Annotated in this window: 25 protein-coding genes and 1 other annotated feature (1 of these 26 only partly in view); of the genes, 21 read left to right on the top strand and 4 right to left on the bottom strand. The window is 25.6% G+C overall.

The features are described 5' to 3' along the window. Nucleotides 1-252 precede the first annotated feature (252 nt). The 3 genes from ACYUEW_RS16525 (at nucleotide 253) to ACYUEW_RS16515 (ending at nucleotide 2,614) form a co-directional block, all read left to right on the top strand. Nucleotides 253-402, top strand: coding sequence for a hypothetical protein (locus ACYUEW_RS16525; RefSeq protein WP_030034236.1), 150 nt, complete (start codon nucleotides 253-255; stop codon nucleotides 400-402). Nucleotides 403-543: 141 nt separating this feature from the next. Next, entirely contained in the window at nucleotides 544-1,188 is a 645-nt protein-coding gene (locus tag ACYUEW_RS16520; RefSeq protein ID WP_003489538.1) for an HD domain-containing protein, read from the top strand. Nucleotides 1,189-1,243: 55 nt separating this feature from the next. Next, nucleotides 1,244-2,614 (top strand): aldehyde dehydrogenase, encoded by a 1,371-nt coding sequence (locus tag ACYUEW_RS16515; RefSeq protein WP_043031730.1) that lies wholly within the window; start codon nucleotides 1,244-1,246, stop codon nucleotides 2,612-2,614. 68 nt (nucleotides 2,615-2,682) lie between these two features. Here ACYUEW_RS16515 and ACYUEW_RS16510 read toward each other — a convergent pair whose 3' ends face one another. Both ACYUEW_RS16510 and ACYUEW_RS16505 read right to left on the bottom strand, forming a co-directional pair. After that, the gene (locus ACYUEW_RS16510; protein ID WP_003489543.1) at nucleotides 2,683-4,080 is read right to left on the bottom strand and encodes an alanine/glycine:cation symporter family protein; all 1,398 of its coding nucleotides are present in this window, start codon (nucleotides 4,078-4,080) and stop codon (nucleotides 2,683-2,685) included. Nucleotides 4,081-4,645: 565 nt separating this feature from the next. Next, nucleotides 4,646-6,028, bottom strand: a complete 1,383-nt coding sequence (locus tag ACYUEW_RS16505; RefSeq protein ID WP_003487278.1) for an alanine/glycine:cation symporter family protein — start codon at nucleotides 6,026-6,028, stop codon at nucleotides 4,646-4,648. Between the two features lie 439 nt (nucleotides 6,029-6,467). Here ACYUEW_RS16505 and ACYUEW_RS16500 point away from each other — a divergent pair, with 439 nt between their 5' ends. From ACYUEW_RS16500 to ACYUEW_RS16440, 13 genes are all read left to right on the top strand, one after another. Beyond that, nucleotides 6,468-6,905 (top strand): MarR family winged helix-turn-helix transcriptional regulator, encoded by a 438-nt coding sequence (locus ACYUEW_RS16500; RefSeq protein ID WP_265204355.1) that lies wholly within the window; start codon nucleotides 6,468-6,470, stop codon nucleotides 6,903-6,905. A gap of 17 nt (nucleotides 6,906-6,922) precedes the next feature. Next, a complete protein-coding gene (locus tag ACYUEW_RS16495) occupies nucleotides 6,923-8,296 on the top strand; it encodes an MATE family efflux transporter (RefSeq protein ID WP_003487276.1) in 1,374 nt (457 codons plus the stop codon). Between the two features lie 230 nt (nucleotides 8,297-8,526). Then, on the top strand, nucleotides 8,527-9,072 hold the full coding sequence (locus ACYUEW_RS16490; RefSeq protein ID WP_460277369.1) for a tetratricopeptide repeat protein: 546 nt from the start codon (nucleotides 8,527-8,529) through the stop codon (nucleotides 9,070-9,072). A 98-nt stretch (nucleotides 9,073-9,170) separates the two neighbouring features. Further along, nucleotides 9,171-10,148 carry a DUF2971 domain-containing protein gene (locus ACYUEW_RS16485; RefSeq protein WP_003487273.1) on the top strand — a complete coding sequence of 326 codons (978 nt, stop codon included), beginning with the start codon at nucleotides 9,171-9,173 and terminating at the stop codon, nucleotides 10,146-10,148. A gap of 830 nt (nucleotides 10,149-10,978) precedes the next feature. After that, entirely contained in the window at nucleotides 10,979-12,217 is a 1,239-nt protein-coding gene (locus ACYUEW_RS16480; protein ID WP_460277367.1) for an ABC transporter substrate-binding protein, read from the top strand. A 1-nt stretch (nucleotide 12,218) separates the two neighbouring features. After that, on the top strand, nucleotides 12,219-13,091 hold the full coding sequence (locus ACYUEW_RS16475; RefSeq protein ID WP_460277365.1) for an ABC transporter permease: 873 nt from the start codon (nucleotides 12,219-12,221) through the stop codon (nucleotides 13,089-13,091). Nucleotides 13,092-13,109: 18 nt separating this feature from the next. Beyond that, on the top strand, nucleotides 13,110-13,916 hold the full coding sequence (locus ACYUEW_RS16470; RefSeq protein WP_085333217.1) for an ABC transporter permease: 807 nt from the start codon (nucleotides 13,110-13,112) through the stop codon (nucleotides 13,914-13,916). A gap of 11 nt (nucleotides 13,917-13,927) precedes the next feature. After that, entirely contained in the window at nucleotides 13,928-14,947 is a 1,020-nt protein-coding gene (locus tag ACYUEW_RS16465) for an ABC transporter ATP-binding protein (RefSeq protein WP_460277363.1), read from the top strand. 451 nt (nucleotides 14,948-15,398) lie between these two features. Beyond that, a complete protein-coding gene (locus ACYUEW_RS16460; protein ID WP_460277361.1) occupies nucleotides 15,399-16,358 on the top strand; it encodes a DUF2156 domain-containing protein in 960 nt (319 codons plus the stop codon). 104 nt (nucleotides 16,359-16,462) lie between these two features. Then, the gene (locus ACYUEW_RS16455) at nucleotides 16,463-17,014 is read left to right on the top strand and encodes a GNAT family N-acetyltransferase (RefSeq protein WP_043031733.1); all 552 of its coding nucleotides are present in this window, start codon (nucleotides 16,463-16,465) and stop codon (nucleotides 17,012-17,014) included. A 9-nt stretch (nucleotides 17,015-17,023) separates the two neighbouring features. After that, a complete protein-coding gene (locus ACYUEW_RS16450; protein ID WP_042385597.1) occupies nucleotides 17,024-17,359 on the top strand; it encodes a thioredoxin family protein in 336 nt (111 codons plus the stop codon). Between the two features lie 37 nt (nucleotides 17,360-17,396). Beyond that, nucleotides 17,397-17,675 carry a LysO family transporter gene (locus ACYUEW_RS16445; RefSeq protein ID WP_042385357.1) on the top strand — a complete coding sequence of 93 codons (279 nt, stop codon included), beginning with the start codon at nucleotides 17,397-17,399 and terminating at the stop codon, nucleotides 17,673-17,675. Further along, on the top strand, nucleotides 17,676-18,272 hold the full coding sequence (locus tag ACYUEW_RS16440) for a LysO family transporter (protein ID WP_042385354.1): 597 nt from the start codon (nucleotides 17,676-17,678) through the stop codon (nucleotides 18,270-18,272). A 693-nt stretch (nucleotides 18,273-18,965) separates the two neighbouring features. Here ACYUEW_RS16440 and ACYUEW_RS16435 read toward each other — a convergent pair. Next, entirely contained in the window at nucleotides 18,966-19,949 is a 984-nt protein-coding gene (locus ACYUEW_RS16435) for a biotin--[acetyl-CoA-carboxylase] ligase (protein WP_043031734.1), read from the bottom strand. A gap of 163 nt (nucleotides 19,950-20,112) precedes the next feature. On the opposite strand from ACYUEW_RS16435, the gene ACYUEW_RS16430 reads away from it, so the two are divergent. The 3 genes from ACYUEW_RS16430 to ACYUEW_RS16420 all read left to right on the top strand — a co-directional run bounded on the left by ACYUEW_RS16430 (nucleotide 20,113) and on the right by ACYUEW_RS16420 (nucleotide 22,617). Beyond that, on the top strand, nucleotides 20,113-20,316 hold the full coding sequence (locus ACYUEW_RS16430; RefSeq protein ID WP_460277357.1) for a heavy-metal-associated domain-containing protein: 204 nt from the start codon (nucleotides 20,113-20,115) through the stop codon (nucleotides 20,314-20,316). Nucleotides 20,317-20,588: 272 nt separating this feature from the next. After that, a complete protein-coding gene (locus ACYUEW_RS16425; RefSeq protein WP_003487252.1) occupies nucleotides 20,589-21,026 on the top strand; it encodes a CBS domain-containing protein in 438 nt (145 codons plus the stop codon). A 157-nt stretch (nucleotides 21,027-21,183) separates the two neighbouring features. Next, nucleotides 21,184-22,617, top strand: coding sequence for a sensor histidine kinase (locus ACYUEW_RS16420; protein WP_460277355.1), 1,434 nt, complete (start codon nucleotides 21,184-21,186; stop codon nucleotides 22,615-22,617). Nucleotides 22,618-22,726: 109 nt separating this feature from the next. On the opposite strand, the gene ACYUEW_RS16415 is transcribed toward ACYUEW_RS16420, so the two are convergent. After that, nucleotides 22,727-22,852, bottom strand: a complete 126-nt coding sequence (locus ACYUEW_RS16415; RefSeq protein WP_003487248.1) for a hypothetical protein — start codon at nucleotides 22,850-22,852, stop codon at nucleotides 22,727-22,729. Between the two features lie 625 nt (nucleotides 22,853-23,477). Here ACYUEW_RS16415 and ACYUEW_RS16410 point away from each other — a divergent pair. Continuing rightward, entirely contained in the window at nucleotides 23,478-24,257 is a 780-nt protein-coding gene (locus ACYUEW_RS16410) for a hypothetical protein (RefSeq protein WP_460277353.1), read from the top strand. A gap of 500 nt (nucleotides 24,258-24,757) precedes the next feature. Next, on the top strand, nucleotides 24,758-26,092 hold the full coding sequence (gene mgtE, locus ACYUEW_RS16405) for a magnesium transporter (RefSeq protein WP_042385350.1): 1,335 nt from the start codon (nucleotides 24,758-24,760) through the stop codon (nucleotides 26,090-26,092). Nucleotides 26,093-26,513: 421 nt separating this feature from the next. Next, nucleotides 26,514-26,574 (top strand) — a binding site (T-box leader) (it continues 142 nt past the right edge of the window).

Below are 26,574 nucleotides of genomic sequence, written 5' to 3'. Positions count from 1 at the left end.
TATATATATTGGGTTAAAGAAAAATTTTTAATATAAAAAATTTTTTTATTTAATACTATCTTTATATAAACATAACAATAATAAAATTCTTATCCAGAAAATAAATATTTTTAACTGATTTGCTTATGATTAATATACCTCTTCAATTCTTTTTTTATAAAGTATTTTAAGAGTATTAGAATAGCGATTTGTTGGATAAAATATATGTTTTTACAGATAGTAAAATATATAGGGTTTAAGGGAGTGATTAATATGTTTCAATTTATAAAATATAAATTGAGGAAGGCTTTAGATGAAAAATTTGTTTTAAGTGCCTACCTGTTAACTATAGTATTTTTATTTATAATTAGTTTAGTCTATGATTTAGGGAAAAAAATAGGGGGATTTATAATGGTACTTTAAATAAATTAAATGAATGTATTATAAAATATAAGGGGAAAATAGTTAATGTAATTTAAAATAAAAGTTATAAATTAATTAACAGGATATAAGTTTAAATCTTAATGAAAACTTAAAGAATAAGTGCAGGTATAGGAGGACTTTATGAATACTAGAGATGAAATTAATAAAGATATACAGAAGGTATTTAAAGATATAGATGAGCATATTTTAAGGGATGAAAAACCTTCTGATTATATAAATAAATTATATGAAGAAGGAAAATTAGAAGGATATCCTTTTGATATGCTTACAACCTTAAAAAAAATAGATCAGTCACCTAAGTATCATCCAGAGGGAAGTGTTTGGAATCATATTATGATGGTTTTAGATAATGGAGCTAAGGAAAGGGAAAAAAGTGAAGATAAAAGGATATTTATGTGGGCGTGTCTTCTACATGATATAGGCAAAGGAACTACTACAAGGATAAGAAAGGGGAGAATAACTTCCTATAACCATGATAAGGAAGGGGAAGGATTAAGTATAAAATTTTTAAAATGTTTCACAAAAGATGAGGAGTTTATAAGGGGAGTTTCTAAACTAGTAAGATGGCATATGCAACCTCTTTTTGTTAATAAGAATTTGCCTTTTAAAGATATAGAAACTATGGTAAAAGAAGTTTCTATTAAAGAAATAGCTCTAATTTCTTTATGTGATAGATTAGGAAGAGGAGGTATGTCAGAAGGAAAAAGAGAAGAGGAAATTAAAGCAATAGATTTATTTATAGAGAAATGTTCCAATTATATGTAATAATATTTCCATTTGCATTATAATAGTATATATAATGTAAAGAGGGGAAATAGATATGGAAAGTATAAGAGATATGTTGAAAAAACAGAAGAGTTTTTTTGAGAAGGGATATACAAAGGATATAAATTTTAGAATAGAGGCTTTAAAAAAATTAAAACATAATATAAAGATGAATGAAACCAATATCTTTAAAGCTTTAAAGATAGATTTAAATAAATCAGAATTTGAAACATTTATAACAGAAATAGGTATTGTGTATGATGAAATAAATGGAGCAATTAAAAATATAAAAAAATGGTCAAAATCTAAAAAAGTAAAAACCTCAATTACTAATTTTCTAGCTAGTAGTTATATATATAATGAGCCTTACGGTGTAGCTTTAATAATGGCTCCCTGGAATTACCCATTTCAACTTATTATGGCTCCTTTAGTGGGAGCTATAAGTGCTGGTAATTGTGTTTTGTTAAAGCCTTCTGAACTAGCAGTAGAAACAGAAAAAATAATAGTTAAAATAATAAAAGAAACATTTTCTGATGAATATATAGGGGTTGTTACTGGTGGGGTAAAGGAAAGTGAAGCTTTGCTTAAAGAAAAATTCGACTATATATTTTATACAGGTGGAATAAATGTAGGTAAAATAGTTATGAGGGCAGCGGCAGAACATTTAACACCTATGACCTTAGAATTAGGAGGGAAAAGTCCCTGCATTGTTGATAAGGATGCTAACATAGATTTGGCAGCTAGAAGGATAGCTTGGGGGAAATTTTTAAATGCTGGACAAACTTGTGTAGCACCAGATTATTTAGTTGTGCATAGAAACATAAAAGAAAAATTAATAAGCTCAATAGAAAATTATATAATTGAGTTTTTTGGTGAAAATGCTTTTGAAAGTGAAGAGTATCCTAGAATAATAAATGAAAGACATTTTAAAAGATTAGAAGGGTATTTAAAGGAAGGAAAGATAATTTCTGGAGGAAAAACAGACATAAGTAATTTATATATAGAACCAACTATTATAGAAGGAATAAATTTTAAAAATAGAATAATGGAAGAAGAAATATTTGGTCCTATTTTCCCAGTTATAGAATTTGAAGGCATGGATGAAGTTATAGACATAATAAAAAATAATCCTAAACCGCTGGCACTATATTATTTTTCTGAAGATAAAGAAAAACAGGAATTTATCATTAAAAACATATCTTTTGGTGGAGGATGTATAAATGATACTATAATGCATTTGTCTACTTCTACATTACCCTTTGGTGGTGTAGGAAGTAGTGGAATGGGAAGCTACCATGGGCGAACTAGTTTTGAAACCTTTTCTCATAAAAAAAGTATACTTAAGAAGAGTAATTTAGTAGATATAAAAATAAGATATGCACCTTTTAAAGGAAAAATAAATTTAGCGAGAAAATTATTTAAGTAAAAAATAACATAAATAAATAAGAGGGGCTCTCAAAATAAAATCTATTTTGAGAGCCCCTCATTTGTTATTTAGCAAGCTTTTTCATTATTTTTATTATTCATTTTTTTTCCTGCTGGTGGATAATATTTTGGATCAGAGAAGAATGCTATTTTTAATTCTTTAACTTCTTTTCTCATAGCAAGTACACCAATCATGTTTGGTATAATAACTAGAGCTAAAAGAATATCAAGAATTGCAAATAAATTTTCTAGATTTCCAAAAGATCCATATATTATAGCACCTAGACAAATAAATCTTATTATTTTACTGAAAGTTGGGTTAAATAAAGCTTCTGCTTGTTTTTCACAGTAGAAAACTATAACTATTATAGTTGATAAAACAAATAACAATAAACTGAAAGAAACTATTGCACCACCAACACTTTTGCCAAATACTGATTGGAATGCTAATGCAGGCATAGAAGCTGCTTGGGATGCAGGTAGTTTTTGCCATATTCCAGTAGTTAAAATAACAAGAGCTGTCATAGTACAAATTAATATAGTATCAACTATAACTTCAAATACTCCCCAGAAACCTTGACGAACAGGGTGATCTGTAACTGCAGCTGAGTGAGCTATAGGAGCGCTTCCCATACCAGCTTCATTTGAGTAAGCACCTCTTGCGATACCACGGCTAATACTTTGTGCAATAACAGAACCACCAAAACCACCGGCGGCTGCCATAGGAGTAAAGGCTCCTTTAAATATTAATGCAAAAGCATATGGTAATTGTTTTATATTAATAAATACTATTGCAAGAGAGCAGCATATAAATGCTAAAGCCATTAAAGGAACTAATTTTTCAGTAACTTGTCCTATTCTTTGAATACCACCATATACAACTAGAGCTACAAGAATTGTAACTATAATACCAGTTGCTAATTTTGGTATTCCTATAGTTTCGGCAGATTCACATAGAGAAAGGGATTGTGTTGCAATTGAAGGAATAATTTCTAACATAAATGCGAAGGAGCACATAGTAGCTAGAAAAGGAGATTTTAAACCTTTTTTTAAGTAATAAACAGGTCCTCCAACGAATTCTCCATTTTCATTTTTTTCTCTATACTTTATTCCTAACACTATTTCAGAGAATTTAGTAGCTTGTCCTATAATTGCTGTTACCCACATCCAGAATATAGCGCCTGGGCCACCAAAGGCAATAGCAACAGGAACACCTATGATGTTAGCAGCACCAACTGATGAAGCTAGAGCGGAGCTAACAGCTTGGAAAGGTGTTATTGTACCTTCACCTTCAGGTTTATCAAATATTCTACCAAAGGTCTGTTTTAATATGAAAGGTAAGTATCTAAATTGAACAAAACCTAATGTTAAAGTTAGTATGATTCCGCCACCTACAAGTAAAATCATCATAGGCGGGCCCCAGATCCAACCAGAGATCTTTGAGATAATGTCTAAAAACGTTTGCATGATTAACCTCCTTAAAATATAAGTAGTTAGTTTTATGTTATAATTATGAATTTTATGTATATTTAAACGATAACATAAAAAAAAATGTTTTTCAATAGAAGATGGTTAATTTATTATTTAAAATGATATTAAAAACAGCATTAAAAAATTAAAAATATTGTTTTTTGTATAGAAAAAAATACATAAAAAGATATGATAAATTATATATAGGAATAWACATTATCTTTTATTATCTTAATAATTTAATGTTTTACTCCTTTTTAAGGATATGTGTAATTTAATGTAATATTATGTATAAAATTTAATAAAAACCACATTAAAACAAAGATATCAGCATAAAATTTAATAAATCTTTGTTAAATAATAAATATTTAAAAAACAAATGTATAAATATTTATAGTTTTTATACATTAATTAATATAAATATATATGTTTATTTGTTTATTAATAAGGAATATATATATTATTATTAATGAATTGCAAAAAAACATAAAAAATTCTCTTTAGAGAATTTTTTATGTTTAGATTTAAGAAACCCCTATGCAGATACATAGGGGTTATATTATTAAGAATCAGATTTTGAAGTTTTTGCTCCTGGGTAATATTTTGGGTCTGAGAAAAATTCTTCTTTCAATTCTTTTATTTCATTTCTCATAGCTATTAAACCAATCATGTTTGGTATAACAACTAGAGCTAAAAGAATATCAAGTAATGCGAATAAGAATTCTAATTTACCAACGGCGCCGTATATTATAGCCGCTAGACAAACAACTCTTATAATTTTTGAGAATGCGAGTCCAAATAAAGCTTCGGCTTGTTTTTCGCAGTAGTAAACTATAACTATAATAGTTGATAGAACAAATAATAATAAGCTGATTGATACTATAGCACCACCAAAAGCTTTACCAAATACATTTTGGAAAGCCATTGAAGGCATAGAAGCTGCTTGAGAACCTGGAACAGTATTCCACATTCCTGTAGTTATAACAACAAGAGCTGTTAAAGTACAAATTATTATTGTATCTACCATTATTTCAAATATACCCCAGAAAGCTTGGCGAACAGGGTGATCTGTAACTGCAGCAGAGTGAGCTATAGGAGCACTTCCCATACCTGCTTCATTTGAGTAAGTACCTCTAGCAGTACCCCATCTTAATGCTTGAGCAAGTGTAGCTCCACCAAATCCACCCACAGCAGCTTGAGGTGTAAAAGCACCTTTAAATATCAATGCAAAAGCATTTGGTAATTTTGTAATATTAAATAATAATATTATTATTGAGCAAATAATGAATATTAAAGCCATTATAGGAACCATTTTTTCAGTAACTTGTCCTATCCTTTGAATACCGCCATAAACAACTAGAGCAACTAAAACGGTTACAATTATAGCAGTAACTATTTTAGGTAATCCTATGGTTTCCGCAGTTTGGCAGACTGATAATGATTGAGTAGAAATAGATGGTATGATTTCAATCATAAAGCAGAAAGAACACATTGTAGCAAGGAAAGGTGATTTTAAACCTTTTTTTAAGTAGTAAACAGGTCCTCCTACATAGTTTCCCTCTTCGTTCTTTTCTCTGTACTTTATACCAAGAATTATTTCGGAAAATTTAGTAGCTTGTCCTAAAATTGCAACTATCCACATCCAGAAAACAGCACCAGGACCTCCAAAAGCTATTGCAACAGGAACTCCTATAATGTTTGCAGCTCCTACAGTGGATGCTAATGCTGAACAAGCAGCTTGAAAGGGTGTAATTGTACCTTCCCCTTCAGCAGGTTTGCTGAACATTTTACCAAAAGTTTCTTTCATTATATAAGGAAAATATTTAATTTGAAAAAATTTTAATGTAAAAGTTAAAATAATTCCTCCACCAACTAATAATATTAACATAGGTGGACCCCATATCCAGTTGGAGATTTTACTAATAAAACTCATAAATGTTTCCATTATACCCCTCCTAATATATTAATAAAAATRAGATTTATGTTAAAATTATATCATTTATTGTCAAAACTTTCAACCTATAAAAATAAATATATAATATTATTAAAATAACAATAAATATATAGTGAAAAGCTTGAAAAATAAAGGCTTTTCTTAAGAAAAAGATAGCGAGGGTATATGTATATTTTATCAAATAATTTGCATAAATAATGATGTATTATTAAAAAAAGAGGGTATTACCAACTATTTTAAAAGTTAAAATATAACTTTTATCGTTATATATTTAACAATATTTTATGATATAAAAATATGAATTTAAGGTTATTTGTTAATTTTAAAAGAGATAAAGGAAAATATTTGAATATTAGTTGCAAATACAACTAATTTGTGATATATTAAGTTGTATTTGCAACTATTATAAATTTAATGGAGGAGTACAAAATTGGGTAAAAATACGCAGTGCGTAGGTAGGTATATATCTATGTTATATAGAGCAGGCAATTGTTATATAAATAAGGAACTTTGTAAATATGGTATAGGTAGTGGACAATATATTTTTTTATTATATCTATCTAATAATGATGGATGTAATCAAGAAGAAATAAGTAGTGCTTTAAATATAGACAAAGGGACTACAGCTAGAGCATTACAAAAATTGGAGAAAGAAGGCTATATAAATAAAGAAATTGATAAAAATGATAGAAGAATTAATCATATAATAGTTACTAAAAAGGGTTTTGAAATAAAACATATTATAACAAAAATTCTAAATGCTTGGGACAAAATGTTGTATTCAGATTTTACGGAAAAGGAAAAAAAAGAACTTTTGAAATTATTGGAAAAAGCTTCTTTAAATTGTCACAATCATAAAGTTAAATAATAGATTGGAGGAATAAAATGGATAGACAAAAACAATTAGGAGAAGAAAGTGTAAAAAAATTATTGTTAAAATTTTCTGCACCAGCCATTATGGGAATGATAGTTAATGCTTTATATAATATTATAGATAGAATGTATATAGGACATATAAAGGATGTAGGATCTTTAGCAATTACAGGAGTAGGCTTAACATTACCTATAATGACTGTATTGATGGCCTTTAGTATGTTAATAGGTATAGGTTCAGCCTCTATTATATCTATAAGATTAGGACAGCAAAGAAAAGATGATGCAGAAAAAATATTAGGGAATGCTTTTACTTTACTCTGTATTATTATGATTTCTATAACTATAATAGGACTAATATTTATAGATCCTCTTTTAAATATATTTGGAGCTAGCACTAAAACATTTTATTATGCCAAAGAATATGTGGTTATTATTTTAATAGGCTCTATAACCAATGCTTTGGGATTCGGTTTAAATAATTCAATTAGGGCCGAAGGAAATCCTAAAATGGCGATGGTAACTATGCTTTTAGGAGCTGTATTAAACTTAATTTTAGATCCTATATTTATATTTGGATTTAATATGGGGATAAAGGGAGCAGCTATAGCTACCGTTATATCACAGACGGCTAATACTATATGGGTACTTAGATATTTTACTGGTAAAAAAAGTACTTTGAAGCTCAAAAAAGAAAATTTTAAAGTTGAAAAAACTATATTTTTAGAAATAATATCTATAGGTATGGCTCCTTTTGCATTACAATTGGCAGCTAGTATAATAACAGTTATTTCAAATAATGCATTAAAAAATACAGGAGGAGATTTAGCAATAGGGGCAATGACTGTTGTAAATAGTGTATCTTTAATGGTTTTAATGCCTATATTCGGTATAAACCAAGGTGCTCAACCTATAATAGGTTATAATTATGGAGCAGAGCAATATAAAAGAGTTAAAGATACTTTAAAAATAGCAATATTTTCTGCAACTATAGTGGTTACAGTAGGGTTTTTACTTGTACAGATATTCCCACAATATATTATAAAAATATTTAATAATGATGCTAAACTTATGGAAATAGGAATTAGTGGTTTAAGGATAGTTTTATGTATGTTACCTGTAATTGGATTTCAAATTGTTAGTTCAAATTACTTCCAAGCTATAGGAAAAGCTAAAATATCTGTATTTTTAAGTTTATTAAGACAAGTGATAATTTTAATACCATTACTTTTAATACTGCCAAAGCATTTTGGACTTACAGGAGTTTGGATGTGTGCACCTATATCAGATGGAATTTCTTCCGTAGTTACAGCTATATTTATTTACAGGGAAATGAGTAATTTAGGTAGAGAAAAATCCTATAAGATTAAGTGTTCTTATAAATAAAGTTAAATTTAATTAACAATTGCTTCATATTAAGGTTATAAATCTTTATAACTTATAATTAAAGCTTAGAAATAATTTTATTTAGTTATTTCTAAGCTTTTTATAAATTTAAAGGGAATATATACTAAGACGAATTTTAGATAGCATCAACAAATTTATTTAGAACTGTAGTATAATTAAAATGTGTATATTTTGTAAATAAATTTTGACCATATATATGGAGGTAAATAATGAATTTTAATAAGAAAAAATATTTTGTAATATTTTTTATTTTAGGATTAGTTTTGATGATTGTATCGGTCATTAGTTATAATTATGGTAAAAATGTTGTAATAAACAATCTTATTAAATCAGGAGATGTATATATAAATAAAAAAGAATATATTAAAGCCATAGCAGTATATGAGGAAGTAGTAAAATATGATAAAAATGATACTGATAAAAACATGTTAAAGTTAGCAATGTCTATGCAGAATTCTAGAAAATCCTATCATGATGGAATGATATACTATAATAGAAAGCAATACTTAAAGGCTTTAAAATGTTTTAGACAAGTTATGGAGAATGATACTATAAACTTTAATAAAGCTCAGGAAAAAATTAAAGAATGTACAGAAAAATATATAGAAGACAATTTAAAAAATGCAGAAAAATCTATACATAATTTAAAATATAAAGAGGCTAACGAATATTTAAATAATATTTTTAAATTAGATAAAGATAATGAAGAAGGCAAAAAATTAAAGAGCATATTAAATAAAAAATATTTTAATTAAAGTAAATAAAATATTTTCTAAAGGATAAGAATAATAAGTAAAAGCTATGGTAGAAATCATAGCTTTTATAAATTTACATTAAATGAGGTATTGATATTATGAGCAAACCTATTATAGATACATATATAAATAGATTTGAAAATAAAGAAAAAATATTTAGATATAATTTGGATTTATATCAATGTAAAAGTATAAATAAACTATATTATTATACTAGTATAAGTACTTTAGAAAATATAATAAGTAAGGAAAATATTTGGCTATCTAATAGTAAGTATCTTAATGATAGTACAGAAATAAATTACACTAACAATTTGATTTATGATATATGTGAAAAATATCTAAATGAGAATGAAGAATTTGATGAATTTTTCAAAGAAAATATAGAAATTTTGTTGCATACCATAGATATGGAATTAGGGGATACTTACATATTGTCTCTTACAGAAAATAAAGATTCTTTAGCTCTTTGGTCTAATTATTCTAATTATGATGGATATAATTTAGCATTTAATTGTGATTATTTTCAAAATATATTTACAGGAAAAAATTACAGGTTTATAGATAAAAATAAAAATTCTATCTTTTTAAATGAGGGAGAAGATTTTGTATGGTATTTTGGAGAGGTTATATATAATAAGAAACATCAGCAAAATATAATAAAGGAAAGAGTAGAATTTTTATATAATTTATATAAAAATTTTTATGAATTTAAAGAAGACGATGATTTTAAATCTTTAATAGTATATGTGCTTTATAATATAGCTTATATAGCTACCTTTTTTAAAGATGAGAGTTTTAAAGAGGAACAGGAGCATAGGTTAGTGTTTAGAGTTATTAATAAAAATATAAAAAAGAAAATAGTAAAACATAGAATTTCAAATAGAGTTTTTATTCCTTATATAGAATTAGGTCTTAATCCAAATACAAAAGAAGGAAATTTACCTATAGAAAAAATAACTATAGGTCCTAAAAACAATTTAGATATTGCAGAAATGGGATTGAGGTCTTTTTTAGAAAGTGAAGGATATTACAAAATAATTATAAAGAAATCTAAGATACCTTTAAGATATTAAAATATATAAAAAAGTGTGGGATAAGATCTAGGTAAATATAAGCTAGAAATGGAAATATAATAAGTGTAGTATTATAAGCTTGAAGTTATAAATGGTAGTCTGTAATGGATAAGTAAACTCATAAAAAGTAAATAGATTAAAAGTAAATAGCTGATTTAAATTATAATAATTTAAATCAGCTATTTAAGTAGATTTTAAAAGAAATGAATTTTCATCTAATTGAATTATTTGAATTTTTTCATCCTCCTTTCATTTATAATTAAGAATTAATTTTAGTAAAGAATATTCTGTAACCAAATTTAAATAATTTTGATTCAGAATCTATCCTTACTAAAAAAATAGCATATAATAGATTTTTACTAAAGTCCCAATAACAAAGTTAGTTATTAAGGTACCTTGTATAGAGGGGAGTAAATTCACCATTAAGTTATAATATCTAATTTAGAGATATTATAACTGCTCATTAATTATATGGTGTTTATACCTCTCTTTATATGATCTATTATGATTAAATTATACAATATTCAGATAATTTTGTCAAATGTAATTTTTAGAATATTATATATTTCATTAGTATGTTAAATATCGTTAAAGTTAGATTGCTATAAGTAGCCTTATATATAATTTATAGAATATTGTATATATTATCTTCAATATTAGGTGGTTTGTTATAAATCATAATATGCAAGAAGCTAAAAATATAATATGAAATATTAAAGAAGAGCAGTAGGGGTTTATAAACTTTGAATAGGTAAATTTATGGGAGAATAAGGGTAAATATGCTATAATGTGTATTGGTATATATAGTTATTTTTAAAAGGAGGATAAAAATGAAAAAATTTATAAGTATTATAATTACTTTTACAATGGTTTTTTCTTTAGTAGCTTGTGGTAATAAAAAAGAAAGTAAAAATGAAGCAGATTTAAAGAATAAAGATTGGAATTCTATAGTTGAAAAAAGTAAAGGAACTACTGTAACATTTTACGGATGGGGTGGTAGTGAACTTACAAACAAATGGATAGATGACCATCTAGCAAAGGAATTAAAAGAAAAATATAATATAACATTAAAAAGAGTACCAATGGATATTGACGATATATTAAATAAAATGCTTGGTGAAAAGCAAGCAGGAAATGATAAAGGAACAATAGATGTAGTTTGGATAAATGGAGAAAATTTTTATACAGCAAAGAAAAATAATCTTCTTTATGGACCGTTTTCAGAGAACCTTCCTAATTATAAAAAATACATAGATAAGGATTCAAATGACGTAAAATACGATTTTGGAAAGTCAGTAGAGGCTTTTGAAGCTCCTTATGGAAAAGCACAATTTGTTATGGTATATGATGAAGAAAAGGTAACAAAAGTGCCAAAAGATCATAAAGAACTATTAGAATTTGTAAAAGCTAATCCAGGGAAATTTACATATGCTGCACCACCAGATTTTACTGGAAGTGCTTTTGTAAGAAATATAATATACGATATAGTAGGCTTTGAAAAACTTATAAAAATAAAACCAGAAAAAGAATTAGTAGAAAAAGAAATAAAACCAGCTATAGATTACTTAAAAGAAATAAAGCCTTATCTTTGGAATAAGGGTAAAACTTATCCTGCTAATATAGCTATGCTAGATAACATGTATGCGGATAAACAAGTTATAAATACTATGAGCTATAATCCAAACTCAGTAACAGAGAAAATAGATAATGGGACATTTCCTAAAAAAACACAAGTGTCATTATTTAAAAATGGAACTATAGGAAACACACATTTTGTAGCAATACCATTTAACTCACCTAATAAAGAGGGTGCTATGGTTACTATTAATAGCATATTAAGTTTTGAAATGCAAAAATCTAAATATGATCCTAAAGTATGGGGAGATTTACCTGTATTTGATAATAAAAAATTAAGTGAAGAGGAAAAGAAAGAAATAGAAAAAATCAAAGTAGGTTCTGGTTCCCTTCCACAAAGTGAATTATTACCACATAGGCTACCAGAGCTGCCAGCAGAATTAGTACCAATTATAGAAAAAATATGGCAAGAAAATATACCAGGAGATAAATAAAGTGAAAGAAAAAATGAAACCTTATATATTATTATTGCCAGTTATAATAATAATAGTTTCTATATTAGGAGTAGGAATAATAAATTGCCTAAGTCAAAGCTTAGGCTATTTTCCTACAGTGGGCTTAAATGAAATTACACTTAAATACTATAAAGAAGTATTAATTTCTAAGGAATTTATAGAATCTTTAAAATTTAGTTTGTTTACTTGTACTATATCTTCTTTAATAGCTGAATTTATTGGGATTAGTTTAGCTTATATTATATTTATCCATAAGAAGAGGAGTAAAATTTTAGATGTTATATATAAGATGCCTATAATAATACCTCATACTGTTGCAGTTTTACTTATCATCAATATGTTATCCCAAAATGGAATATTGGCTAGAATATTATACAATTTAGGGCTAATAAGTTCTAGAAATGTTTTTCCTGCGCTTATAATGGATAGATTAGGTATAGGTATAATCATAACTTATGTATGGAAGGAGATACCTTTTATTATACTGGTTATCTATGCTGTGTTAACTAATATAGATGAAAAAATGTGGCATCTTTCAAGAACACTGGGGGCTAGCAAAACGCAAACTTTTTTTTATGTCATATTTCCTATGCTTGTGACCTCTATTTTATCTTCTTTTATAATAATTTTTGCTTTTTCTTTTGGAGCTTTTGAGGTGCCTTATTTGTTAGGACCAACTACTCCAAAATCACTTTCAGTTAAGGCATATATAGAATATTCTAATCCAGATTTAACCAATAGGCCTTATGCTATGGTAATAAATACTATACTTATAGTTATATCAACCTTCTTAATAATTTTGTATAGAAAATCTTTGGATATTTTAAAAAAAAGAAATCTAAATAATAAATAGGAAAGGAAAATATTATAGATGAAAAATAAAAAAATAATTTCTAATATAATAATATATAGCTTCGCATTTTTCTTCCTATTTCCTATAATAATATTATGTCTATGGAGTTTTGCAAAAAATTGGAGTTGGCCACTAGTTATACCAAAGGAATTTGGATTAAGAGGATTAAAATATGCATTAGATCCTAAATCTCAAAATTTAAGTATTTTATTTAAAAGTATAGGAATATCAACAATAGTAACTTTTGTAACTATAATTATAAGTATTCCAGCAGCTAAGGCTTTAGGAATATATAATTTTAAAGGTAAGAATTTTATAAAGATATTAATATTCTCCCCTATAATAGTACCTGGTGTTTCTGTGGCATTAGGAATTCATGTATCCTTTTTAAAATTAGGTCTAGCTAACACTATATTAGGGGTAATAATAATACATTTGATGCCTTGTATCCCCTATTCAGTGTTTATGCTTACAGATATTTTTGAAATAATTGGAGATAAAATGGAGAAGCAAGCTAAGGTTTTAGGAGCCAATAGATATCAATGCTTTTTTTATGTAACATTACCATTGATTTCTTCAGGGATAATGTCCACTGTATTTATGACTTTTATAATATCCTTTAGTCAATATTTTTTAACTTTTTTGATAGGGGGAGGACAGGTTATTACATATCCTATAGTAATGTTTCCCTTTATACAAAGTGGGGATAGAACTATAGCTTCTAGTTTTAGTCTTATTTTTATTATTACATCTTTAATTTATTTATTAATTATAAATAAATGTATTAAGTCTTATTACAAAATAGATAAATTTTTAAATGTATAGAGGTATATATAATGAAGGAAATAGAAGTAAAAGGAATAAAGAAAATATTTAATAATAAAAATGTATTGGATAGTATAAGTTTTTCAGTGGAAAAGGGAGAATTAATGTGTCTTTTAGGACCTTCTGGTTGTGGTAAAAGCACTACATTAAATATAATAGCAGGATTGTTGCAAGAAGATGGAGGAGAAATCTTAATAAGTGGTAAAAATATAAAAAATACACCTGTAGAAAAAAGAGAAATAGTAATAGTTTTTCAAGAATATATGTTATTTCCACATCTAAATGTATATAATAATATAGCCTTTGGACTTAATATGAGGAAAGAAAATAAAAACAGAATAAAAGAAAAAGTAAATAAGATATTAGAAATGCTAAGTTTACGAGGATTGGAACATAAATATCCAAAGGAGCTTTCAGGGGGGCAAAAGCAAAGAGTAGCTATAGGAAGAGCACTAGCAATAGAGCCCAAAGTTTTGCTTTTAGATGAACCCTTTACCAGTTTGGATATTAATATTAGAAATTCAATAAGGGAATTAGTTTTAAAAATACAAAAAAAATTAGGAATAACTACCATATTAGTTACTCATGATAAGGAAGAAGCTTTAATGATGTCGGATCATATATCTTTAATGATTGATGGTAAAATAATGCAACAGGGAACTCCAAAGGAAATATATGAAACCCCCAATTCTAAAGAAGTGGCTAATTTTTTTGGAGAAAGAAACTATTTTAAAGGAAAAATTATTGAAAATAAGTTTTATTGTGATTTTGGAGAATTTGAAGTAAAGGATAAAAAACAAGGTGATTCAGAAATAATGATAAACCCAGAAAATATAAAAATATATAAGGATTTAGAGAATAAAAATTGTATAGGAGAAGTAGTGTCCTCTAAGTACGCTGGAGATAGAATTTATTATGTTGTAAAATATAATGATAAAGATATAAAAATAATAGATTATAGTAATAATTTATTACAAATGGGAGAAAAGGTATCCTTTAGTATTGATTTTTCGAAAGGGGTATTAATTTAGTTGTTATATTAACATTATTTGATTTTAAGCATAAAATTTATTATAATTAAAAAATATTATTTATCCTATGACTACCATCCGTAATACTATTATCATTTTTAGGTGGAAGATGACGGTTGATATGCCTCTGGATAAGTTTTCCTAAGACTTAGATGGAAAGGGGTATTTCTCACAAGCAAACTCCATTTGAGCACAAGAATCACTTGATTCTACAATTTATAACTTAGTTAAAAGTAAAGATTTCATCTGAATTGAGTTTTACTTTGGATTATCTAATCTTTAAAAGAATATAAATTCATATAGATAAGGTTGCAAAAAATTAGTAATGAAAGTATAATATAAATAGATAACCCTTCTTATTCAATAATAAATATTCGAAGGGTTATTTTTTTAATATTAAAGTAGAGTAAGTTACTAGGAAATAAATATATTTATTAAAAGAGGGGATAGTGTGTTAAATTTTAAAAGATTAACTATTAATGATAAAAAATTATTTGAAAGCTATATAAAACCATATGATTTTTTAAATTGCGAGTATTCTTTTACAACTTTATATATTTGGAGAAAGGCTTTAGATATAAAGTATGCTATATATAAAGAAACTCTTATTATTAAAAAGAAGGATTTTAATGATGAATATCATTTTATGCAACCTTTAGGATATAAAAAAGAAAATCTAAAGGATATAATAGAAACTTTAATGAATTATAAAAAAGAAAAATGCATTAAATATCTCTTTAAAGATTTAAGATATGATTTTGTTAAAGAATTAAAAAATCTATACAAAGATGAAGAAATTTATAGTAATATAATGGTAGAAGAGGATAGAGATAACTTTGATTATTTATATGGGAATAAAAAACTTATAACTTTATCAGGTAAAAAGCTTCATGGCAAGAAGAATCACTATAACTATTTTATAAAAAATTATAACTATGATATAAAGGATTTTACAGAAGAAGGAGTTATAGAAGATAGTTTAAGAATTGCTGAGTTATGGTATGAAAAAAATGATACAAAGGATAAACATTTACTTTATGAGCTTCAAAGCATAAGAGATATGTGCTGTAACATGGATGTTTTAGGATTAGAAGGTATGGCTTTATATATAGACGAAGAAATTGCAGGGTTTAGTATAGGAGAAAAATTTAGTGATAATATGGCTATTATACACATAGAAAAAGCTAATAAGGATCTTAGAGGGGCTTATACCTTTGTAAATAAAGCTTTCGTTGAAAATTATTTTAGTGATATACCTATAATAAATAGGGAACAAGATTTAGGAATAGAAGGACTAAGAAAAGCTAAATTGTCCTATTCACCCCTAGATTTTGAAAAAAAATATATGGTGGATATATGCTGTAACTGTGGATGTAGTGGTAGGGAAGAAAGAGAAAGACAGATTATATAAAGGTAGATACTACATTTTGTTTGTAGGTAGTGTATTTATAAAATATTTAAAAGAAAACTGTGCATAATGTAATATACAAAATATTAAGGAAAGGAATGAGATTTATGTCTATAGATTCTCTTTTAGTAGGAAAAAATTTAAAGCTTACGGCTGTTGAAAAAGACGATATAGAAACTATAGCTTCCTGGTATAGAGATGTAAATTTTTTAAGACATTACGATATAATATCAGCATTCCCTAAAAATAAAGAGCAAGTAGAGGAAATTATAAATAGTTCCTATAAATCACAGTATGGTTATGTATTTGCTATAAGAAATATAAAAGATAACAAGATTATAGGTCTAACAGGTCTTGAAGATATAGTATGGAATAATGGAACAGCTATCTTTTATATAGGTTTTGGAGAGGAAGAAGCTAGAGGAAAAGGTTATGGAACCCAGGTTACAGAATTAGTTTTAAACTTTGCATTTAAAGAGCTAAATCTTCACAGAATTCATTTAACAGTGTTAGAATATAATCATAGAGCTATAAAACTTTATGAAAAAGTAGGGTTTAAAAAGGAAGGAACCTATAGAGAATTTATTCATAGAGATGGAAAAAGATATGATCTTTATATGTATGGCATTTTAAGAAGAGAATGGGAAAGCTTGAGGTAGCAGATTATTATGGAGGAAATAAAGAATATAGATTATGTAGAAAATATAATAAAACACAATTCTATGGTGTTAATATATTTTTCATCAAATGAAAAATGTAATGTCTGTACTATCCTTAAAGATAAAATAAATGTTATTGGAGAAAAATATAATATAAAAGTTTTCAATGTAAATATAGATAATTTTAAGGAGACATCCGGAAGATATAATATATTTACGGTTCCAACTACCTTATTTTATATAGAGGGGAAAGAAATATTAAGAGAAGGTAGATATATAAGTCTTATAGAATTTGAAGAAAAAATAAAAAGATATTGTGATTTATATGGGGATGTTTCAAAATAAAATATATTTTGAGATATTCCCTTATAGGGGGTATTTTATGTGGGCTATATTATTGTTTTTATTTTTAGGAATGTTAATAGGATACTTTAAAGAGTTTTCTAAAAAGGGTAAAAAGATAAATGGAATTTTACAGCAAATAGGGGTATTTGCGTTATTATTTTTTATGGGAGCCTCCATAGGAGCTAATAAATCTGTAGTAAAAGATATAAAAAATATAGGACAGGTTTCTATAGTATTTGCAATAACTACAACTATATTTAGTATAATAATACTTTATATAGTTTCTAAGAGATTTTTGCAAAAGGGGGAGGAATAATTGACTTTATTTATGTTTTTATCTGTATTGCTAGGTGCTTTATGCGGATATTTTTTTATTCCAGAAACCCTTATTCCTAATATAGAATTTATAAGCACTATAGCTTTAAACTTACTTATTCTGTTTGTAGGTATCGATGTGGGAAGTAACAAAAATCTAATAAAGGACTTAAAAAGGAATGGATTAAAAGTACTTTTAATACCACTATCAATAATAATAGGCAGTCTTACTGGGGGAATAATAACTGCAATGTTTTTTAAATTATCTATAAAATCAGCTTTGTCTATAGCTGCTGGTTTTGGATGGTATAGTTTATCTGCAGTTATGCTTACTAGTCTTGAAAGTGCCCAAATAGGTACCATAGCATTTTTAACAAATGTATTTAGAGAAATAATAGCAGTAATTACAATACCATTTCTAGCAAAAAAATTAAATCATTTTACAGCCATAGCTCCAGCAGGAGCCACATCTATGGACACCACATTACCTATAATATCAAAAAACACATCCCCAGAGGTAGCTATAGCATCCTTTATAAATGGGGTAATACTAAGTTCCTTAGTACCAATACTGATATCCTTCATATACACAATATAAGGAAATTGCTACCTAACAACCTTTAAAGAGTGAGAATTAAAACAAGAAATACTTTTAGTCAATAGATAGCTATAAAAATAAAGAATACTAATATTTGTGCCCTAATATTTAAGCTAACGCTCTAATGCCACGTCCTGTTTACTTCACGCTTAAATATTAGTTCACAAATAAAGCATTCTAATTATTTTTTTAGATATCTATTTTCTTTAAAAGTATTTCTTGTTTTAATACCTTTAAAAGTTGTTATAATAATTTCCTGCTGAAATAAAAACCTACAAAAGGATGATTTTGTTTCGCTCCTTTACACAAAATTTTTAATTATAATTATTCCACTAAGTTAATCATTAATTTAAAGACTGTAAGATTAAATTTGTTTGCTACCGTAAATGGTTTAAATTGTAAGTTCATGCATTATAAATCTTATGAAAAATATAGTCTCTTGACATGCTACCGCATTAATTTTCTATCGAAAATTTTTTTGAAGCCTTTACTGAAAAGAATATAAATAATTAAAAATTTTTTATGTGCGTACAATGATATAAATATCTTCAAAAAGTTATGCTAACTTCCCTTGGTTTAAAAAGATAGGGATATGTGGTGTAAAAGGTATTTGAACAAGATTAGAATCTCTTATTGAAGTGAGTTGCCCTTGTAACCACATATCCCTTTTTTAAACCAAGGGTAGCATTACCCTTATATGTATCCATTCATTCCTCTTACAGATATTTCTCCAGAGATTAGTGGTTTTATTTCTTCATTTTCAAATTGAACTAAAAGTTCACCATTAGAATTTAAACCCACAGCTTTTCCCAAACGTTCTTTATTTCTGTTTATTATTCTAACTTCTTTGCCAATTAGTATAGAATTTTTTTTGCATATTTCTATAGAAGTATCTATATTGTTATATTCTATAAGTTCTGTATATAGTTTTTCAAAATTATTTAATATGTCTGCAACTAAAATATTTCTTTTAAATTCTTTATTATCTTCTATTTTTAAAGATGTTGCCTTTGAAATTAAATCCTTTGGTATATCTTCTTCTTCACAATTTACATTTATGCCCATACCCACTACTACATAATTTACTTTGTTTATTTCTCCGCTCATTTCCGTTAGAATACCACATACCTTTTTATTGTTTACTATAATATCATTAGGCCATTTTATATAAGCTTTAATATTATTATTAAGTAAAGTTGTTATTACAGCAGCAGCGGCTACTTGAGTTATTTTAGGTACATCCATAGTGTTTATATCAGGTTTTAGTATGATGGACATATAGACACCTTTAAATTTAGAGGAGGACCAAGTTCTACCTAATCGACCCTTTCCTAGAGTTTGTTCCTCAGATATTATTACTGTACCGTCATTTTCAGAAGAGGCTATTTTTTTCGCTTTGTCATTAGTAGAATTAATAGAATCAAAATGAATAATATTTTGACCCAAAAATTTAGTTTTTAATAGACTTACAATTTCTTCAAAGGTTAAAATATCAGGACAAGAAATCAATCTATATCCTTTTTTGGATGCAGATTCGATATTATAACCTTCTTTTTTTAGCCCATTTATATATTTCCAAATGGCTGTTCTTGAAACACCTAATTTATCACTAATATATTGTCCAGATATAAATGTATGAGAACTATTTTTTAATATATTTATTATGGCTTCTTTCAAACTATTTGCCTCCTTAGTTTATAGCTAAAAGTTTCTTTACTATATTATACTACATAAAAATATTTATAATATAATATTTTAAACTTAAATTGTTTTATTATAAATATTTTCAATGATAAAGAAAATAATAAACATATAGAATCAAAAAGAAAGGGGAATTTTTATGAATAATTTACATTTAAATGTATCAGGAATGGCAAATAATGAAAGTAAAACTAGATTATTAAATGCTTTAGACAGGGTTAAGGGTGTTCAAGAAGTTGCTATAGATTTAGCTAGAGGTACTGTGGAGGTAGGCTATGATAAGCCTACAAATGAAATGGATATAAAAAATTGTATAGAACATACTGGATATAAAATAATATAGAGGAGATTGTCCTAAAATTAAATATATTTTAAGATATAGATACTCAAAATTATATGTTATATAATAAAGGTAAAATATTAAGTTACTATAATTTAGCACGAAGTATATAAATGTAAATGATAAATATATATTTATTAAATTTTAATGAATATAATATTATCATATAGGATTTTTTTATTTTATATAGAAATATATATAATGGTTTTATTTTTACAAGTTTAAAGGGGGGAATATATTTCTTATATAAAACTAAATTATAGAAAGGAATATATATGAATATAGCGTTTTTTCTTACACCTAAGTTAGAAGTGATTTATGAAAATGAAAATAGTACAATGAGGCAGGCACTAGAGAGAATGGAATATCATAGGTATACAGCTATTCCACTTATAGATGATAATGGTAAATATGTAGGCACTTTAACTGAAGGAGATATGTTATGGAAAATTAAAAATACTCCATATATAAGTTTTAATGACACAAATAAAATAAGTTTAAAGGATGTTCCAAGGCATACATATAATAAGCCTGTTCATATTAATGCTGAAATAGAGGATTTAATATCTTTATCAATAAATCAAAATTTTGTTCCTGTGGTAGATGATAATCATATATTCATAGGAATAATAAAAAGAAGTCAAATTATAAATTATTGCTATGATTGCATTAAAGAAAAAAAGGATATTATAATAAAAGAAGGCAAGAGCTAAAGTGCTCTTGCCTTTCTTTTTTTAGATAATAAATAAATTAGAAACAAAATGTTAATTTATTTTAAATTTTAAAACCAATAAAAGGAAAATAATAGAAATAGTTGAATTATTTATATATAATGTAAAAATATGCATATATTAAAAGGGGAGTGGGGAAATGGAAAATATAAGTACTGTAATTATTAAAGAACAACAGGAAGTTATAAAGAAATTTTTACCCATAAGATTTATATTAATTAACGTGGTAATTGTTTTTATTTATGTAAGTCATGTTAAATCAGATTTAGAATCTTTTTGTATTTTTAATATTGCAATGGTAGAGGGAATAATAGCTAATAATATATTGTATGGATTTTCTAGTAGAGATATGAAAAATTTTAAAAATAAATTTAACAGTAAGTATAATAATAAAACAAAAATATATAAAAATTTTATTAATAATATTATTTCGCCTATAATAATATTAAAAGATGAAAAAATTTATTTTATGAATGATGAAGCTAAAAAATTTATAAAAATTAAAAAGAACATAAATTTTAATAATATAAATATATATGATTATTTAGAAGAGAAATTTTATAAAGAAGGATTATTAAAGATAAATAATATAAAAAATTCTACAGGTGTTACTTATTTAAATGAAAAAATTATTTTAAAAGATGGAGAAATATTGAAGGTAGATTTAAGATGCTTTGTTTTAAACTTAAATGACGAAGAATTTGTAAGTATATCTATTAAGAATAATATCTTATTACAAGAAAATAAAAAATTATATGAAGAGTTAGAAAAAAACAAAGTAGAACATAGACAAAGAGCTGAATTTTATGCTAATATATCCCATGATTTAAAGACACCTATAAATATTATATATTCTGCTATTCAGGTTATGAATATGGCTTTAGACAATAAAAAAATAGACACTATTGAAAAATATATTGGAGTAATAAAACAAAATTGTTACAGACTTTTAAGACTTGTAAATAATATAGTTAATACCAATAAAATCGAATCTGGATGTTGCAAAATTAAATTAAATAATAATAATATAGTTAGTTTAGTTGAAGATATAGTTACATCTGTTTCTACATATGTTGAGAATAATGATATGGATATAATATTTGATACAGATACAGAAGAAAAAATTATAGCTTGTGATAAGGATATGATAGAAAGAGTTGTATTAAATCTTATATCAAACTCTGTTAAATATAAACAAAGTGGAAGAGGCTGTATACAAGTCACTGTACAAGATAAAGAAGATAGAGTTATTATTTCTGTTAAAGATAATGGTATAGGCATAGCTAAAAATATGCAAAAGAATGTGTTTAATAGATTTGTACAATCTAATAGAAAAGAATATGATTTAACAACTTGTAGTAGTGGTATAGGTCTTGCTTTAGTTAAATCTATAATTGATATGCATGAAGGAAATATTCATATAAATAGTAAAGAAAATAAAGGTACAGAAATAATATTTGATCTTCCTTCTAGAAGAGTTAAAGAAGCTGATAAATGTAAGGAAATATATACTAAAAATATAGGTCAGAATGTAAAAATTGAATTCCCAGAAATATATGATAGCGCTATTTGAATAAAAACCTTTATATTTGTCTTTAGTAATAAAGAGGGCGTTTCAAAATTAAATATATTTTGAAACACCTCCCTTTTATTATTTTATTAGGCAAATTGATTTTAAAAATTTATTTGTTTTTATTCTTATTTTTATTAGTTATTTTATTTTTTCCTTCTTCTGAAATTATAGGGGTCTGATAATTACACTTTTCCATTCTAGCTTTTTTATTATCAGGTTGACTATCTTTAGGCATGAAACATCTCTCCTTATTGTAAATTATTAAGTTCTTTTAGAATCAGAGTTATTTTATTAAAAAGTATTTTTAGCTTTTTTAATATTGAAAGAACTTATATATGTGATAAACTTATTTTTTACATAAAGACTGTTTTATATTACTTAAAATATTAAAATTTTGTACGAAAAAGTATATGAACGAATATAATATATCTTTAGAGTGTAATAATAAAAATTAATTTATCTATTGATTTTTATAGGAGGATAAAAATGGTGAAAAAGAATAATAGATTTAATGTTATATTTTTAATTATGAGCTTAATTATAGTGTTTTTTACTATGTTAAAAGTACATATAAATATAAAATAAAACTATACAATTGAAACAAGGTCTGTCTCTAAAAAAGTTTAAATCTATTTTATTTACAGATAGACCTTGTTAATGTTAAAAGATAAACATAAAATAATAAAAATTTATTAATATTTAAATGAATATTAAGATAAATAAGATATAATTAAGCTAAATGATGTTATTTTTATAACAATTTTTGTTTTTATATTTTAAAATTTGTGGTAATATATATTTATAGATTATTTATCTAAAGGTTTACAATGAAGGATAGTATAAATTTAGAGGTGGATTATATGGAAAAAGATTTTGCAATAGCTTTTATAGGAAATAATATTTTTTATCATTTAGGTGTAGTTAAAGCTATAGAAGAATATAATATGTATAATAAATTTAAGGCAGTATCAGGAAATGGGTTAGGATCATTAAGTGCTATAATGTTTGGGAAAAAAGATTGTAATTCATTTAAATATATATGTACTTTAATGAATAATATAAAAAGAATACATATTAAAGAAGATGAAATTTATCAAATTTTGAATATGCATACTATGAATAAGAGTTTAAATGAAAAAATACATATATGGAGTAGAAAGATTTCTGAGGAAGGCATGATAAGTTGGAGCGATATGCTAAAAATTATAAATAATAAATATACAAATGTAGGAAAGAATGATTTTAACATGGATTGTTATTTAGGGTGCTATGAGTTGCCTTTTATGAGAAAATCAGTATTTAAATTAAACAATTATGATAGTAATTATATGGAGAAAGTTATATTAAATTCAGTGGCAGAACCTAGTATATTTAATAATAGAGTTAAGAGTAAATCTTTTATTACAGGAGATATAAATTGTGAATTGCCTATAGAAATATTAAAAGATAATAATTATAAAAATATACTAATAGTTGATTCAAATAATATGAAAATAAAATATAAATATAAAGGGTTAGAAAAATTTAATGGAAAAGATTTAGAGAATAAGATTAAATATGATGAACCAGAAAAATACATACAAAAAGCATATGAGGACACAATAAATATTATAAAAAACAGTTTAAAAAATATAGCTTAAATAAAAATTTTATTAGGTTTAAGAAAAGTTGCTGATGATTATTAAAGTATCTTTAGCAACTTTTTTATTTATAGATACTGTTAACCAAAATATAAATGTAGCATAAGAATAAATTAAGGGAGTTTTATTATATTTAAAATAAAAATATTCTTAAATTATAGAATATAAGATTTTTGTGTTATAATGTATGAGTTAAACAAATAAGTGTTAGGCGAATAATATTTTGATAAGAAAGGTTGGTGGTAGTTGTGGAATCTGGACCTTATGAACCCAAATCGGAACTTAATACAATAAATAGCAAGTACCACAGTTACAAAGCCTTTCTATTTAGTTTAGGCCTAAATTTCATAAGTAAACTATAAATTCATGTATAAATATTATATTTATATTTGAAAAGTTGATTTAGTTATATAATGCTTATTAATGAAAACTGTACTCTAAAAACTAAAATTAATTTAATATAAAAGGTTTTGTTTGTGGTGCCTAAAGGAGGAACCACAATGGAAAAAATACTAGAACTTATAAACGGGAAAAAATATTCAGAAGCTAGAGAAGAACTTTTGAAACTAAATAGTGTAGATATAGCTACTTTATTAGAAGAAGTAGATAATAAAAAAAATATGCTAGTTTTGTTTAGATTATTACCTAAAGATATAGAAATAGATGTATTTTCCTATATGTCCAATGATATGCAACAATATATAATACAATCTATAACCCATGAGGAAATGACTACTATAATAGATCAATTATATTTTGATGATGTTATTGATTTATTAGAAGAAATGCCTGCTAATATAGTTAAAAAGATCTTACTAAATACAGATGATAAAAAAAGAAAGCTTATAAACCAGTTCTTAAAATATGAAGAAGATTCAGCTGGAAGCATAATGACTATAGAGTTTGTAGACTTGAAAAAAGAAATGACTGTAGAACAGGCTATAGAACGTATAAGAAAAACTGGTGTGGATAAGCAAACTATAAATACTTGTTATGTTATTGATAAAAACAGAAAATTAGAGGGGATTACTTCTATAAGAAGACTTATATTAAGCAATAAAGACGTATTAATAAAAGATATTATGAAAGAAAATTATGTTTCTATAAATACCTTTGATGATCAGGAATATGTTGCTAATCAATTTAAAAAATATGATTTAGTTTCTATGCCAGTAGTTGATAAAGAACATAGATTAGTTGGTATCATAACTATAGATGATATAGTTGATATAATAGATCAAGAAAACACAGAGGATTTTCATAAGATGGCAGCTATGGAGCCTTCAGAAGAGGAGTATTTAAAAACAGGAGTTTTTGAATTAGCAAAACATAGGATAATTTGGCTTTTAGTACTTATGATATCAGCCACATTTACAGGAAATATTATTAGAAAATCTGAAGATGTACTTCAATCTGTAGTTATACTTGCATCCTTCATACCAATGTTAATGGATACCGGTGGAAACTCAGGTTCACAATCTTCAACTTTAGTTATAAGAGGTTTAGCATTAGGAGAAATAAAGCTTAAAGATATATTTAAAGTTATGTGGAAAGAGTTTAGGGTGAGTGTAGTTGTAGGTATAGCTTTATCAGTAGTTAATTTTTTAAGAGTATACTTTATAGAAAAGGTAAGTTTTATGGTATCTATGACAGTTTGCATAAGTTTATTTTTCACAGTAGTATTGGCAAAAGTTGTAGGTGGAATATTACCTATAGTTGCTAAGAAATTAAAGTTAGATCCAGCTATAATGGCTAGCCCATTAATTACAACTATAGTAGATGCAGTAGCACTTTTAATTTACTTTGGTATAGCTAAAATATTACTTGGAATATAATAAAAGAAATTAATAATAATTTTACTAAAAAGTAATTATATAATAAATATTAGAAGAAGTGAGCATAGGTATATTTAAGGCACTTAAACATACCTATGCTTATTTAAATATATTTTTAATAATAATTTATAATTTATGTAGAAGTTTTATAAAATTTTTTCTGTAAAGGCATATAATATTTTAAAATTCAGTAATAAAGATGTTACTTAAAGGTAATAAGGGCTTAGGTAAGTGAATTGGTATTTGTAGCAGGATATGATTTTGTTATTTAAGAATAATTTTATATAGTATACTATATAAAATTATAATATATTATGGATTTATAAAATTTTATAAAAAATTATAAAATCTTATCGTTGACAGTTCATAAAATAAAATTTATAATAGAGAAAAATGAAGGTTTAACACATTTAAAAATTCATATTAGCCCATGATGAGAATAGTAGCTTAAATATAGGTTAAAGAGAGTCAGTGGTTGGTGA

The sequence above is a fragment of the Clostridium sp. CTA-1 genome, from assembly GCF_054768215.1.
Note: the sequence above shows the minus strand (reverse complement) of the source record. Positions and strands in the feature narration are given on the sequence as shown.

Bases quoted from the DNA above. Each gene is read 5' to 3' on its own strand.
- ACYUEW_RS16505 (WP_003487278.1), bottom strand. From the start codon at position 6,028: ATGGAAACATTTATGAGTTTTATTAGTAAAATCTCCAACTGGATATGG.
- ACYUEW_RS16455 (WP_043031733.1), top strand. From the start codon at position 16,463: ATGTCTATAGATTCTCTTTTAGTAGGAAAAAATTTAAAGCTTACGGCT.
- ACYUEW_RS16415 (WP_003487248.1), bottom strand. From the start codon at position 22,852: ATGCCTAAAGATAGTCAACCTGATAATAAAAAAGCTAGAATGGAAAAG.
- ACYUEW_RS16430 (WP_460277357.1), top strand. From the start codon at position 20,113: ATGAATAATTTACATTTAAATGTATCAGGAATGGCAAATAATGAAAGT.
- mgtE (WP_042385350.1), top strand. From the start codon at position 24,758: ATGGAAAAAATACTAGAACTTATAAACGGGAAAAAATATTCAGAAGCT.
- ACYUEW_RS16495 (WP_003487276.1), top strand. From the start codon at position 6,923: ATGGATAGACAAAAACAATTAGGAGAAGAAAGTGTAAAAAAATTATTG.
- ACYUEW_RS16485 (WP_003487273.1), top strand. From the start codon at position 9,171: ATGAGCAAACCTATTATAGATACATATATAAATAGATTTGAAAATAAA.
- ACYUEW_RS16510 (WP_003489543.1), bottom strand. From the start codon at position 4,080: ATGCAAACGTTTTTAGACATTATCTCAAAGATCTCTGGTTGGATCTGG.
- ACYUEW_RS16480 (WP_460277367.1), top strand. From the start codon at position 10,979: ATGAAAAAATTTATAAGTATTATAATTACTTTTACAATGGTTTTTTCT.
- ACYUEW_RS16420 (WP_460277355.1), top strand. From the start codon at position 21,184: ATGGAAAATATAAGTACTGTAATTATTAAAGAACAACAGGAAGTTATA.
- ACYUEW_RS16410 (WP_460277353.1), top strand. From the start codon at position 23,478: ATGGAAAAAGATTTTGCAATAGCTTTTATAGGAAATAATATTTTTTAT.
- ACYUEW_RS16470 (WP_085333217.1), top strand. From the start codon at position 13,110: ATGAAAAATAAAAAAATAATTTCTAATATAATAATATATAGCTTCGCA.
- ACYUEW_RS16490 (WP_460277369.1), top strand. From the start codon at position 8,527: ATGAATTTTAATAAGAAAAAATATTTTGTAATATTTTTTATTTTAGGA.
- ACYUEW_RS16525 (WP_030034236.1), top strand. From the start codon at position 253: ATGTTTCAATTTATAAAATATAAATTGAGGAAGGCTTTAGATGAAAAA.
- ACYUEW_RS16445 (WP_042385357.1), top strand. From the start codon at position 17,397: ATGTGGGCTATATTATTGTTTTTATTTTTAGGAATGTTAATAGGATAC.
- ACYUEW_RS16465 (WP_460277363.1), top strand. From the start codon at position 13,928: ATGAAGGAAATAGAAGTAAAAGGAATAAAGAAAATATTTAATAATAAA.
- ACYUEW_RS16450 (WP_042385597.1), top strand. From the start codon at position 17,024: ATGGAGGAAATAAAGAATATAGATTATGTAGAAAATATAATAAAACAC.
- ACYUEW_RS16515 (WP_043031730.1), top strand. From the start codon at position 1,244: ATGGAAAGTATAAGAGATATGTTGAAAAAACAGAAGAGTTTTTTTGAG.
- ACYUEW_RS16520 (WP_003489538.1), top strand. From the start codon at position 544: ATGAATACTAGAGATGAAATTAATAAAGATATACAGAAGGTATTTAAA.
- ACYUEW_RS16425 (WP_003487252.1), top strand. From the start codon at position 20,589: ATGAATATAGCGTTTTTTCTTACACCTAAGTTAGAAGTGATTTATGAA.